Source organism: Klebsiella sp. K5-204 (assembly GCF_030128585.1).
Classification (GTDB): domain Bacteria; phylum Pseudomonadota; class Gammaproteobacteria; order Enterobacterales; family Enterobacteriaceae; genus Klebsiella; species Klebsiella quasipneumoniae.
Map to the genome: position 1 here is coordinate 1 of NZ_JAKUZS010000004.1, position 13,637 is coordinate 13,637.

11 protein-coding genes are annotated in these 13,637 nt (G+C 57.2%); 4 read left to right on the plus strand and 7 right to left on the minus strand.

The features are described from left to right. The first annotated feature begins 458 nt into the window (after positions 1-458). Together MKR05_RS11555 and mdtD are read left to right on the plus strand one after the other, a co-directional pair. Entirely contained in the window at positions 459-1,160 is a 702-nt protein-coding gene (locus MKR05_RS11555) for a FadR/GntR family transcriptional regulator (RefSeq protein WP_023291487.1), read from the plus strand. A 12-nt stretch (positions 1,161-1,172) separates the two neighbouring features. Beyond that, positions 1,173-2,570 (plus strand): multidrug transporter subunit MdtD, encoded by a 1,398-nt coding sequence (mdtD, locus tag MKR05_RS11560; protein ID WP_023291486.1) that lies wholly within the window; start codon positions 1,173-1,175, stop codon positions 2,568-2,570. Here mdtD and rbsR read toward each other — a convergent pair. From rbsR to kup, 7 genes are all read right to left on the minus strand, one after another. Then, positions 2,567-3,559, minus strand: a complete 993-nt coding sequence (gene rbsR / locus MKR05_RS11565) for a ribose operon transcriptional repressor RbsR (RefSeq protein ID WP_284118666.1) — start codon at positions 3,557-3,559, stop codon at positions 2,567-2,569. The genes mdtD and rbsR overlap by 4 nt on opposite strands. A gap of 3 nt (positions 3,560-3,562) precedes the next feature. Continuing rightward, positions 3,563-4,492: a ribokinase gene (gene rbsK / locus MKR05_RS11570; RefSeq protein WP_284118664.1), complete on the minus strand. Its 930-nt coding sequence runs from the start codon at positions 4,490-4,492 to the stop codon at positions 3,563-3,565. A 103-nt stretch (positions 4,493-4,595) separates the two neighbouring features. Next, positions 4,596-5,486 carry a ribose ABC transporter substrate-binding protein RbsB gene (gene rbsB, locus MKR05_RS11575; RefSeq protein ID WP_004202323.1) on the minus strand — a complete coding sequence of 297 codons (891 nt, stop codon included), beginning with the start codon at positions 5,484-5,486 and terminating at the stop codon, positions 4,596-4,598. A gap of 27 nt (positions 5,487-5,513) precedes the next feature. Next, positions 5,514-6,479, minus strand: coding sequence for a ribose ABC transporter permease (gene rbsC / locus MKR05_RS11580; protein ID WP_004202322.1), 966 nt, complete (start codon positions 6,477-6,479; stop codon positions 5,514-5,516). Positions 6,480-6,484: 5 nt separating this feature from the next. Beyond that, positions 6,485-7,990, minus strand: a complete 1,506-nt coding sequence (rbsA, locus tag MKR05_RS11585) for a ribose ABC transporter ATP-binding protein RbsA (protein WP_023291483.1) — start codon at positions 7,988-7,990, stop codon at positions 6,485-6,487. A gap of 10 nt (positions 7,991-8,000) precedes the next feature. After that, a complete protein-coding gene (gene rbsD / locus MKR05_RS11590) occupies positions 8,001-8,420 on the minus strand; it encodes a D-ribose pyranase (RefSeq protein WP_004202320.1) in 420 nt (139 codons plus the stop codon). Between the two features lie 184 nt (positions 8,421-8,604). Then, positions 8,605-10,473 carry a low affinity potassium transporter Kup gene (kup, locus tag MKR05_RS11595; RefSeq protein ID WP_004202319.1) on the minus strand — a complete coding sequence of 623 codons (1,869 nt, stop codon included), beginning with the start codon at positions 10,471-10,473 and terminating at the stop codon, positions 8,605-8,607. Between the two features lie 217 nt (positions 10,474-10,690). On the opposite strand from kup, the gene ravA reads away from it, so the two are divergent. Together ravA and viaA are read left to right on the plus strand one after the other, a co-directional pair. Beyond that, on the plus strand, positions 10,691-12,190 hold the full coding sequence (gene ravA, locus MKR05_RS11600; protein ID WP_050534295.1) for an ATPase RavA: 1,500 nt from the start codon (positions 10,691-10,693) through the stop codon (positions 12,188-12,190). After that, entirely contained in the window at positions 12,187-13,635 is a 1,449-nt protein-coding gene (gene viaA, locus MKR05_RS11605) for an ATPase RavA stimulator ViaA (protein WP_032454444.1), read from the plus strand. Before ravA ends, viaA begins: the two co-directional genes overlap by 4 nt. The last annotated feature ends 2 nt before the right edge of the window (positions 13,636-13,637 follow it).

A 13,637-nucleotide genomic window follows, 5' to 3' on the forward strand; every position in this document is an offset into this window, starting at 1 on the left:
TTAAACTTCGTAATGAATTACGTGTTCACTCTTGAGACTTGGTATTCATTTTTCGTCCGAGGACGTTAAGAATCCATGTCACTTTGAGTGCCCACACAGATTGTCTGATAAATTGTTAAAGAGCAGTGCCGCTTCGTTTTTCGCTGCGGCGCGGGGTGTGCATATTACGCTTTCCCGCTGCAGAGTCAAGCATTTATTTTCGCTTTTCTCTGCGAGGTTCTCACCGGAACCCCGCTGACCCGGCGGCTTGCTTGCCGTTGTTCCGTGTCAGTGGAGGCGCATTATAGGGAGTAATTCTGAGGTGACAAGGGGAAATGCAAAAAAACTTTTCAACCGTCTCTTTTTTCAACAATGCGGCGAGGAATGTCGCAAAAAACCGCCGTTTTGCTGTTTTAACCGACGAAACGGGGCGCCTGGTGGCATACTGTTAGTGTAGAGAAAAGAAAGGAACGGCATTTATGTCTTTAAGCGCACAGCAACTGGCGGCACAAAAGAACATCTCCTGGGTACTGGCCGAGAAGCTCGCCCAAAAGATACTGACTGGCGAATATCAGCCGGAAAGCATTCTTCCCGGCGAAATGGAGTTAGGGGAGCAGTTCGGCGTGAGTCGTACCGCCGTCCGCGAAGCGGTGAAGACGCTGACTGCAAAAGGCATGCTGCTGCCCCGCCCTCGCATTGGCACCCGGGTAATGCCGCGCAGCAGCTGGAACTTCCTGGATAAGGAACTACTCTCCTGGTGGCTCACGGAAGATAACTTCGAAGAGGTGGTGAGCCACTTTCTCGTCATGCGCAGCAGCCTGGAGCCACAAGCCTGTTTCCTCGCCGCCGCCCACGGCACCGCGGAACAGAAAGCGCAGCTCAATACCCTTATGGAAGAGATGATTGCCCTGAAACGTCATTTTCAGCGCGATCGCTGGATAGACGTCGATATGGCCTGGCATGAACATATCTATGAAATGAGCGGCAATCCTTTCCTCAGCTCATTCGCTTCTTTATTTCATTCCGTCTACCACACCTACTTCACGTCGATTACGCAAAATGAAGTCGTGAAGCTCGATCTCCACCAGGCGATCGTCGATGCCATTCTCAATAGCGATGCGCCAGGTGCCTTGCTCGCCTGCCAGGCGCTGCTGAACGCCCCACACCACGTAAATCAATAACAAGGATTTGGCATGAGCGGAAAAAAAGGGCGCAGCATGGCAGGCCTGCCGTGGATCGCGGCGATGGCCTTCTTTATGCAGGCGCTGGATGCCACCATTCTTAACACCGCCCTCCCGGCTATCGCCCACAGCCTGAACCGTTCCCCCTTAGCAATGCAGTCGGCCATCATCAGCTATACGCTGACGGTGGCGATGTTGATCCCGGTCAGCGGCTGGCTGGCCGATCGCTTCGGCACGCGCCGGGTCTTTATCATCGCCGTTAGCCTGTTTACTCTCGGCTCCCTCGCCTGCGCGCTCTCGAGTTCATTAACGGAGCTGGTCATTTTTCGCGTTATTCAGGGGGTCGGCGGGGCGATGATGATGCCGGTGGCGAGGCTAGCCCTCCTGCGCGCCTATCCGCGCAGCGAACTGCTGCCGGTACTGAACTTTGTCACCATGCCGGGACTGGTAGGACCGATTCTGGGCCCGGTTCTCGGCGGGGTATTTGTGACCTGGGCCAGCTGGCATTGGATTTTCCTGATAAACATTCCCATCGGCGTGATCGGCATTCTGTATGCCCGTAAATATATGCCAAATTTCACAACGCCGCGCCGACGCTTCGATATAACCGGTTTTCTGTTATTTGGCTTAAGCCTGGTGTTATTTTCCAGCGGTATTGAACTGTTTGGCGAAAAAATCGTGGCGACATGGCTGGCGCTGGCGGTGATCGCCGTCAGTCTGATACTGCTCCTGGCCTATGTCCGTCACGCGCGCCGCCATCCTGCGCCGCTGATCTCGCTCTCTTTATTTAAGACCCATACGTTCTCAGTCGGCATTGCCGGAAACCTTGCCACGCGGTTGGGTACCGGCTGCGTACCTTTTCTGATGCCGCTCATGCTGCAGGTTGGCTTTGGCTATCCGGCCATTATCGCCGGCTGTATGATCGCCCCCACCGCTATCGGCTCGATTATTGCGAAATCTACCGTTACCCAGGTGCTGCGCTGGTTTGGCTATCGTAAGACCCTGGTGGGGATCACCGTGTTTATTGGCCTTATGATTGCCCAGTTCTCGCTGCAGTCGCCAGAAATGCCGCTGTGGATGCTGCTTCTGCCGCTGTTCGTGCTGGGGATGGCGATGTCCACGCAGTTTACCGCCATGAATACCATTACCCTGGCCGATCTAACGGATGACAATGCCAGCAGCGGCAATAGCCTGCTGGCAGTCACCCAGCAGCTTTCCATCAGTCTCGGAGTGGCCATCAGCGCTGCGGTGCTGCGCTTCTATGAAGGTTTTGACAGCGCCAGCACCGTAGAGCAGTTTCACTACACCTTTATTACCATGGGCGTGATAACCATCGTGTCGGCGCTGATGTTTATGCTGTTGAGAGCGAAGGATGGCCGCAACCTGATTAGCGAGCGGCACAAACGCTAAGCGGAGCCGCGGACCACCAGCTCCGGGGTTAACTGTACGCGCTGCTGTTTTTGCTGCGGGTCGGCCATGCGATGGATCAGCACGTCGATGGCCAGTTCCCCCAGCTCATCTTTCGGCTGGTGAATGGTGGTTAACGGCGGCGTCATATAGCGAGCCAGTTCAATATCATCGTAACCCACCAGCGCCATATCCTGCGGGATCTGCAACCCGGCCTGGTATAACGCCTGATAAGCGCCAACCGCCATGGCGTCGTTACCGACAAACACCGCCTGCGGCCGCTGCGGCAACGCCAGCAGCTGCTGCATCGCGCTAAATCCGCCGCCAAACTCAAAATCACTGGTCACCACGTCTCCCTCGGCTACGGGCAGACCGCAGCGCGCCATCGCAGCATAGTAACCTTCAAGGCGCAGACGCGCCGGGGTTTTATCCAGCGGGCCGGCAATGCAGGCAATGTGTGAATACCCTTGATCGATCAGGTACTGGGTCGCCATATCGCCACCGAGCAGCGAGTTATCCTGAATCAGATCGCTATCGCCATCAAACGGCGCCCAGTCCATCATGACCGTCGGAACCGACGGATAGCGCTGCATAATTTCCGGGGAGGGTTGGTGGGTCTCAGTGCACAGCAGCAGTAATCCATCGACGCGTTTTTGCATTAACGTCTCCAGATTACGATTCATTCGCTGCTCATCACCTTCCGTATTACAGAGTACGAGACTATAACCCCGCTCAAAGCAGCTGCGCTCCACGCCCCGCACCAGCTCGGAATAAAACGGATTGGTACTGGCGGTGATCAGCATGCCGATGGTGCGGGTTTGATTCAGCTTGAGGCTACGCGCCAGCGCCGAGGGGGCGTAGTTGAGGCTTTTGATCGCGGCGTCGACTTTGGCGGTAATCGCCTCGCTGACAAAGCGGTCCTTATTGATGACGTGTGACACCGTCGATGTGGAAACGCCCGCGACGCGGGCCACATCTTTCATCGTAGCCAAGCATTACCCCTGTTGCGCTAACAATTCATCAATCTCTGTGCGCCACGGCACGGAAGGCTGCGCGCCTTTGCGAGTCACGGCAATCGCCGCCGCGGCATGCGCAAAGCGGATCGCCTCCGGCAGGGCGGTCCCTTCCAGCAGCGCGGTCACCAGCGCGCCGTTGAAAGTGTCGCCGGCCGCGATAGTATCAATAGCCTGCACGCGAAACCCTGGGATCCGGCGGCTTTCGCCTTCGGCACTGAGCCAGACGCCGCGACTGCCGAGGGTGATCATTACCGTACCAATGCCTTTGGCATGCAGCACGTCGGCGGCTTTTGCCGCATCCTCGTCACTCTCAACGCGAATCCCCGTCAGCTTTTCCGCTTCGGTTTCGTTGGGGGTAATGATATCCACCAGCGCCAGCAGTTCATCGGACAGTTCACGCGCTGGCGCGGGATTAAGCACCACGGTGGTCTGATGGTGATGGGCGATTTTCGCCGCCGCCAGCACGCTCTCCAGCGGCGACTCGAGCTGCATCAACAACGCCTGCGCGCTGACGATCCGCTCTTTTTCCGCCTCTACCTGAGCGACGGATAAGGCCGCATTGGCGCCGGCATGAATACCGATGACATTCTCACCTTCGGCGTTAACGAAGATTAACGCCACGCCGGTTGCTTCCCCGGCGACCGCGCGCACAGGCGCCACATCGATTTTATCGCTCGCCAGCTGGCGACGGATGCGTTCACCGATGTCGTCATCGCCGGTGCAGGCGATAAACGCGATATCCGCCCCGCTGCGCCCGGCGGCCACCGCCTGGTTGGCCCCTTTACCACCGAACGCCAGCTGGTAGTGGTTGCCGGTGACGGTTTCACCCGGCGTCGGGAAAGCGTCAAGGTTGAGAATGTGATCGGCATTGATGCTGCCAAGGACGACAAGTTTGCCTGCAGTTTTCATCGTTTCTGTTCCCGGGAAAGCGCGCCACCGGGATCCGGTGGCGCATGCCCTGCTTTTCTTTTTTTATATTGTCCCTCGGACCGTTGCCAGTCCGAATCGCATATTACTGCTTAACGACCAGCTTCAGCTCAACCGGGTAGTTAGCTTCCACTTTTTCGCCCTTCAGTACCTTATCAGCAGTCTCAACGCCTTTCGCGCCGATCTGCTCCGGCAACTGTGCGACGGTCGCCGCCAGTTTGCCACTGTTTACTGCTTTTTCGCCATCCGGAGTGCCGTCAAATCCAACCACCATCACATCGGACTTGCCTGCGGTCTGCAGCGCGCGCAGAGCGCCGAGCGCCATTTCATCATTCTGCGCGAACACCGCCTGGACGTCAGGATGGGCGGTCAGCAGGTTCTGCATCACGTTCAGCCCTTTGGTACGGTCGAAATCGGCCGGCTGGCTGGCCAGAACGTTGAACTTGTGCGCCGCCACGGCCTGTTTGAAGCCTTCGCCGCGCTCACGCGCCGCGGAAGTCCCGGCAATGCCCTGCAGCTCAATGACTTTCGCACTTTCACCCAGCTTTTTCGCAATGTAATCGCCCGCCATTTTTCCGCCCTGCACGTTGTCAGAGGCGATGTGGCTCACGACATCGCCTTTTGTCGCCTGACGGTCGAGGGTGATGACCGGGATTTTCGCCTGGTTCGCCATCTTCACGGCATTGCCGACGGCATCAGAGTCGGTTGGGTTGATCAGCAACAGCTTCGCGCCGCGCACCGTTAAATCCTGAACGTTAGCCAGCTCTTTCGCCGGGTTGTTCTGGGAATCGAGCACCACCAGGTTGTAGCCCAGTTTGTCAGCTTCTTTTTGCGCGCCGTCTTTCAGCGACACGAAGAAGGGATTGTTGAGAGTAGAGATAACCAGAGCGATGGTGTCTTTGGCCATCGCGTTCGCGCTAACGGTCGCACTTAGCGCAACAGCAGAGACCAGGGTCGCCAGTTTTTTCATATTCATAGTTAAGATGTCCTGTAGAGTTCTCAGTTACTGCTTTTTGTTATCTACCAGTACCGCCAGCAAAATCACCACCGCTTTAACGATCATCTGGTAATAGGAAGAAACGCCTAAAAGGTTCAAACCATTATTCAGGAAGCCAAGGATCAGCGCGCCAATCAGCGTGCCGACAATGCGTCCTTTGCCGCCCGCCAGACTGGTGCCGCCGAGCACGACTGCCGCAATGGCGTCCAGCTCATAGCCTGTCCCGGCCGTCGGCTGCGCGGAGGAGAGGCGCGCCACTTCGATAATCCCGGCCAGCGACGCCAGCATCCCGCACAACGCGTAGACGATAATTTTGACTTTATTGACGCTAATCCCGGACAGGCGCGTCGCCGCCTCATTACCGCCAAGGGCGTAGATATAACGACCCAGGCGAGTATGGTGCAGCATGTACCAGGCCGCCAGGAAGACAATCGCCATGATCCATACCGGCGTCGGGATCCCCAGCGGACGCCCGATACCAAACCAGCCGAACAGATCGGCATTATCGCTAAAGCCGGTATTGATCGGGCTGCCGTTGGTGTACACCATGGTCACGCCGCGCAGCAGCAGCATCATCACCAGGGTGGCGATGAAAGCCTGCACGCGGCCTTTCGCCACAATCACCCCGGTGACTGCGCCGATCGCCGCACCTAATGCGAGGGCAGCAGCGACCGCCACCAACGCATTCACTTCAATGCCAACGATCGACGCCGCCACCGCGCCGGTGAGCGCCAACAGGGAACCGACGGACAGGTCGATCCCCGAGGTCAGTATGACCAGCGTCATCCCTACCGCCATAATGGCGTTAACGGAGGTCTGCTGCAGAATATTGAACAGGTTATTGACGGTAAAAAAGTTGGGGCTCATGGTCGATACCACCGCGATCAGCACCAGCAGGGCAATCAGCGATTTTTGCTCCATCAGCCACGCTTTCGTGAAATAACGGCGACCAGAAACAGCCTGGGTTGTCATCTTTCTTACTCCTGATTCACACGGTTAAGCTTGCCCACAGCGGCAGCCATCAATACTTCCTGGGTGGCCTGCTCGCGTGTGAATTCACCGCCGAGATGCCCTTCATGCATCACTATGATGCGATCGCTCATGCCCAACACTTCCGGCATCTCGGAGGAGACCAGAATGATGCTCAGGCCATCGGCTTTGAACTGATTGATAAGCTGGTAGATCTCTTTCTTCGCCCCAACGTCGACGCCACGGGTCGGCTCATCGAGGATCAGGACCTTCGGCCGGGTCATCAGCCCGCGGGCGATGGCGACCTTTTGCTGGTTGCCGCCGGAGAGCAGGCCGATCGCCTGCTCCATGGACGGCGTTTTCACGTTAAACAGCCGGATGAAATCACTGACCGCCTGCTGTTCATCTTTATGCTTGAGACTCCCCCCCGTCCGGCTGAAGTAGCGCAGGGCGGTCAGGGACATGTTTTCTTTTACCGACATCCCGAGCACTAAGCCGTCACGCTTACGGTCTTCGGAGATATAGACAATGCCGTTCGCCAGACCATCCTGCGGCGAACGGGTCACCACTTCGTGACCGTCGAGCGTCACGGAGCCGCTGCTGCGCGGCAGCGCGCCATACAACACTTTCATCAGCTCGGTCCGCCCGGCGCCCATCAGCCCGGCGACACCGAGGATTTCCCCCTGGCGCAGGGTAAAGGTCACGTTTTCCACGCCCGGGCCGCAGAGATTATCGACTTTCAGGCGCACCGCGCCCGGCGCCTTAGCCAGATGCGGATACTGATCTTCCAGCTTCCGGCCAACCATCATTTCAATCAGACGGTCTTCATCCAGCGAGGAGACCTCGCGTTCGGCAATAAACTGCCCGTCGCGGAACACGGTCACGTCGTCGCAAATCTCGAAGATCTCTTTCATGCGGTGGGAGATGTAGACGATGCCGCGCCCCTGCGATTTCAGTTCGCGGATCACACGGAACAGCGATTCGGTTTCGGTATCGGTCAGCGCGTCGGTCGGTTCATCCATAATGATGACCTTCGACTCGAAGCTCAGCACTTTGGCGATCTCCACCATTTGCTGATCGCCAATCGACAGATCGCCCACCAGCTTCTGGCTGGTAAAACGGAGATTCAGCTTCGCCAGCAGCTTGTCGGCTTCGGCATACATCCGCTTCCAGTCGATTTTGCCAAAGCGGTTAACGAATTCGCGGCCGAGGAAGATGTTCTCGGCGATCGTCAACTGCGGGATCAGGTTCAGCTCCTGATGGATAATGCCGATCCCGGCTTCCTGGGAAGATTTTGGGCCGCTAAAGGTGGTCTCTTTGCCCAACCACAATAAAGCGCCAGCGTCACGGGTATAGATCCCGGTCAGCACTTTCATCATGGTGGATTTACCGGCGCCGTTCTCACCCACCAGCGCCATCACCCGGCCAGGGTAGACATTCAGCGAGGCGCCGGAGAGCGCCTTGACGCCAGGGAACGCTTTATCGATCCCTTTCAGTTGCAATAAGGCTTCCATGACGGCGATCTCAGAAGGTGACGCCGGCACAGAGAATGATATTCGCAAACGGGGAACACTCCCCGCTGCGAATTACCGCCTGACTGTCTGCGGTTTGTTTTTTGAACTGCTCATGACTGGTGTAACGAATTTCAATGGTGTTTCCCTGGTGCTGCTGCAGCTGCTCAAGATGGTTGAGCAACGTCGCGTGGAGCTGCGGATTATGCGTCTTAATTTCCTCCGCGATGACAGCCGCTTCAACCTGCATTTCCGTCGTCACCACTTCCAGAACCTGCATAAATGAAGGTACGCCCTGGGTCAACGCCATATCGATGCGCGCGCTGCTGCGGGGAACCGGTAATCCGGCATCGCAGACCACCAGCGTATCGGTGTGGCCCAGGCGGGAGATAACCGCGGAAATATCAGCGTTAAGTACGGTGCCTTTTTTCATTTTTTCTCTTTTGCTCCACTAGCGAAACGTTTCGCTAAAATAATTATTATCAATGCGTGAGCAGAAAACCATCACCAGAAGAGAGAAATGTGATCGCTATCGAAACGTTTCGCGAGACAGCGACAGGAGATGACAGCCGGAGTGAGAAACAAAAAGCCCTTCGCAACGGAAGGGCTTTTTGACATCAGATTTCGACCTGAGTACCGAGCTCGATAACCCGGTTTGGCGGGATTTCAAACTGATCCGGCGCGCGCAGGGCGTTACGCTGCAGCAGCAGATAAAGCTTGCCGCGCAGGCGCAGATACCACGGTCGTTTGCCGATAATCAGCGACTCATGGGACATAAAGAACGAGGTCTCCATCATCCGGCAGCTGAGTCCTTCCAGGCCACAGCGATGGAACACCTCTTCGACATTTGGCGTTTCCCGCCAGCCGTAGCTGGCCACCACCCGCCAGAACGAGGGCGACAGCTGCTCAATCTGCACCCGGCGAACGTTATGCACGTAAGGCGCGTCTTCGGTGCGCAGGGTCAGGAGGATCACTCGCTCATGCAGCACCTTGTTGTGCTTCAGGTTATGCAGCAGGGCAAACGGGATCACGTTCAGGGCGCGGGACATATACACCGCAGTACCCGGCACGCGCACCGGCGGCGATTTCTCCAGCGAAGAGATCATCGCTTCCAGCGAGTTGCCGTGCTCGTGCATTCGACGCAGCAGGCGGAAACGCTCGCTCTTCCAGGTGGTCATCACCGTAAACATCACCAGACCCAGGGACAACGGCAGCCAGCCGCCGGAGACAATCTTATCGAGGTTCGCCGAGAACAGCGGAACATCAATGCACAGGAAGGCCACCAGCATCAGCCCAACGAACAGTTTATTCCAGTGCCAGTTTTTGCGCGCCACCGTTGCCGACAGGATGGAGGTCAGCACCATGGTCCCCGTGACCGCGATACCGTACGCCGCCGCCAGGTTAGACGAATGTTCGAAGCTGACGATGACGATCACTACCGAGACATACAGCAGCCAGTTAATGAACGGGATATAGATCTGGCCGGACTCCATTTCCGAGGTGTGGATGATGCGCATCGGCGACAGATAGCCCAGACGCACCGCCTGACGGGTTAAGGAGAAGACCCCGGAGATCACCGCCTGCGAGGCGATAACCGTCGCCAGTGTGGCGATAATCAGCATCGGGATCAGCGCCCACTCCGGCGCCAGCAGGAAGAACGGGTTTTTAATCGCTTCCGGATGCTTAAGCAGCAATGCCCCCTGGCCAAAATAGTTCAGCACCAGCGAAGGCAGCACGACGGAGAACCAGGCGACACGGATCGGCAGTTTGCCGAAGTGCCCCATATCGGCGTACAGCGCTTCCACCCCGGTAATCGACAGCACCACCGCGCCAAGCGCAATAAAGGAAACCGTTTTGTACTGCAGGAAGAAGTGCACCGCCCAGTAGGGGTTTAGCGCCTGCAGAACTTCCGGGTTAGCGTAAATGCTTCGCGCGCCAAGCACCGCCAGCAGCAAGAACCAGATCAGCATAATCGGCGCAAACAGCTTGCCGACCATCCCGGTCCCGTGCTTCTGGATCATAAACAGCAGGGTAAGCACGATAATGGAGATCGGCACAATCCAGCTATCGAGTTGCGGAGCGATAATTTCTAACCCCTCTATCGCCGACATCACCGAAATCGCCGGGGTAATCACCACTTCGCCATAGAAGAAACTGCCGCCGATCAGGCCGAGGATCACCAGCACAGAGGTCATCCGCGCCGAGGTATTGCGTCCGGCCAGCGACATCAGCGTTAAGATCCCGCCTTCCCCGGCGTTATCCGCCCGCATCACGAAGGTGATGTATTTTATCGATACGGTAAAGATTAACAGCCAGAAAATCAGCGACAAAAAGCCAAAAACGGCATCGCGCTCAACGCCAAAGCCAAACTGACCTGACAGGCATTCACGCAGGGTATACAGTGGACTGGTACCGATATCACCGTACACCACGCCGATGGCCGCCAGCGTTAACGCCGGCAACGATTGTTTATTATCAGTGCTCATAGACTAGTCTTTTCGTTTATAAAACAAATGTGTGCCTAGTCCCTTGGCCCACAAAAAGCGCACAGTATGCACGATTATTTGTGAAATCGTACCCCTAACAGACACCATATTAACCTGGCTCAAAAAAAATAAATCGATTCTTCAGGCTATTACCGCCCCTGCTCTAACATCTATACTCGTCCCAATAACGATACATGACAAAGCACGCAACTCAATTATGGCTCAAACACATTTACTGGCTGAAAGAATTTCCCGACTCAGCGCGGCACTCGAAAAAGGACTCTTTGAACGCAGCCACGCGATACGCCTGTGCCTGCTGGCGGCGCTCAGCGGCGAGAGCGTATTTTTGCTCGGTCCGCCGGGGATCGCCAAAAGCCTGATTGCCCGCCGCCTCAAGTTCGCCTTCCAGCAGGCGCGCGCTTTTGAATACCTGATGACCCGCTTTTCCACCCCGGAAGAGGTTTTTGGCCCGCTGTCCATTCAGGCGCTGAAAGATGAAGGCCGCTACGAGCGTTTAACCGCCGGTTACCTGCCGGAAGCAGAAATCGTGTTCCTCGATGAAATATGGAAAGCGGGGCCGGCTATCCTCAACACCCTGCTGACGGCGATTAACGAACGTCACTTCCGCAACGGCGCTCACGAAGAGAAAATCCCGATGCGCCTGCTGGTGGCCGCCTCGAACGAACTGCCCGAAGCCGACAGCAGCCTGGAAGCGCTGTATGACCGAATGCTGATCCGTCTGTGGCTCGATAAAGTACAGGATAAAGGTAATTTCCGTTCGATGCTGGTCAGCCAGCAGGATGAAAACAGCAATCCGGTGCCCAGCGCGCTGCAGGTTAGCGATGAAGAGTTTACGCAATGGCAGCAGCAGATCGGCAATATCAAACTGCCGGACGCGGTGTTTGAGCTGATATTCCAGCTGCGCCAGCAGCTGGATGCCCTGCCAAACGCGCCATACGTTTCGGATCGCCGCTGGAAAAAGGCTATTCGCCTGCTGCAGGCCAGCGCCTTCTTCAGCGGCCGCGACAGCATCGCGCCGATAGATCTTATCCTGCTGAAAGATTGTCTGTGGCACAACGTCGAGAGCATGAACCTGATGTCGCAGCAGTTGGAAACGCTGATGACCTGCCACGCCTGGCAGCAGCAGGCGATGCTGACGCGGCTCGGGGCGATTGTGCAGCGACGCATTCAGATCCAACAGCAGCAAAGTGACAAAACGGCGCTAAAGGTCACCCGCCTTGGCGGCATGTTTAGCCGCAAGCCGCACTATGAGCTGCCGGCGGAGATCCAGGGGACCAGCCTGACCCTGCTGCTGCAGCAGCCGCTCAAACTCCACGATATGGAAGTGATCCACATTACTTTTGAGCGCGAGGCGTTAGCCAGTTGGCTGGAAAAGGGCGGCGAAATCCGCGGCAAGCTCAACGGGATCGGCTTTGCCCAACTGCTCAATATGGATGTCGATACCAGCCAGCATCTGGTTGTTCGCGACGTCAGCCTGCAGGGATCACGCCTCTCGCTGCCCGGCAGCGCGTCGCAGGAAAACATGCCGGCGGAAATTCGCCAGCAGCTGGAGGCGCTGGACGATGAGTGGCACCAGCAACATAACCGCTTCAGCGAGCAGCAGAAGTGCCTGTTTATCCCGGTCGAGTGGCTGGGAAGAATCGAAGCCAGCCTGCAGGACGTCGGCGCGCAGATTAAACAGGCGAAGCAGCCATGACGCTCGATATGCTGAATGTCATGCTGGCAGTCAGCGAAGAGGGAATGATCGAGGAGATGCTGCTGGCGCTGCTGGCCTCTCCGCAGCTGGCGGTTTTCTTTGAGAAATTTCCCCGCCTGAAAAACATCATCGCGGCGGATATTCCGCGCTGGCGGGAAGCCGTTCGCGCCCGCTTAAAAGAGGTTAACGTCCCGCCGGATCTGGACGCCGAGGTGCAAACCTATCAGCAGGCTCAGCTGCTCTCTACCTCGCAGTTTATCGTCCAGCTGCCGCAGATCCTCGGCAAGCTACACCAGCTCCAGTCCCCTTTTGCCGCCCAGGCGCAGAAGCTGGTGGACGACAATGCGACCTTTACCCCGGCGCTGCATACGCTGTTTTTACAGCGCTGGCGCCTGAGCCTGGTGGTGCAAGCCACCAGCCTTAACCAGCAGCTGCTGGATGAGGAGCGCGATCAGTTGCTCAGCGAGGTCCAGGAACGAATGACGCTCAGCGGTCAGCTCGATCCGGTGCTGGCTGAGAATGACACCGCCGCCGGACGCCTGTGGGATATGAGCGCCGGCGAACTCAAACGTGGCGACTATCAGCTGATCGTGCGCTATGGCGATTTTCTTAACCAGCAGCCGGAGCTACTGCAGCTGGCGGAACAGCTGGGGCGCTCACGGGAAGCGAAATCCGTGCCGAAGAAAGACGCGCCGATGGAGACCTTCCGTAGCCTGGTGCGCGAGCCAGCGACGGTGCCAGAACAGGTCGACGGCCTCCAGCAGAGCGATGACATTCTGCGCCTGCTGCCGCCGGAGCTGGCGACGCTCGGCATCACGGAGCTGGAGTTTGAATTTTATCGCAAGCTGGTGGAGAAACAGCTCCTGACTTACCGGCTGCACGGCGACGCCTGGCGCGAAAAAATCACCGAACGCCCGGTGACGCGGCAGGATTTTGATGAACAGCCGCGCGGGCCCTTTATTGTCTGCGTCGATACGTCAGGATCGATGGGCGGTTTTAACGAGCAGTGCGCCAAAGCCTTTTGTCTGGCCCTGATGCGCGTCGCGCTAGCGGATAACCGCCGCTGCTTTATTATGCTGTTCTCCAGCGAAGTGGTGCACTACGAACTGACCTGCGAGGGCGGCCTGGAGCAGGCGATCCGCTTTCTGAGCCAGCGCTTTCGCGGCGGCACCGATCTGGCCAGCTGTTTTCGCGCCATTATTGAACGTCTGCAAAACCCGCAGTGGGTGGATGCGGATGCCGTGGTGATCTCCGACTTTATTGCCCAGCGGTTGCCGGATGAGGTGATTGCTCAGGTGGGGGAGTTACAGCGAAAGCATCAGCACCGTTTTCACGCGGTGGCGATGTCGGTACACGGCAAACCCGGCATCATGCGCATCTTCGATCATATCTGGCGCTTTGATACCGGGTTGCGTAGCCGCCTGCTGCGACGCTGGCGGCGCTAATC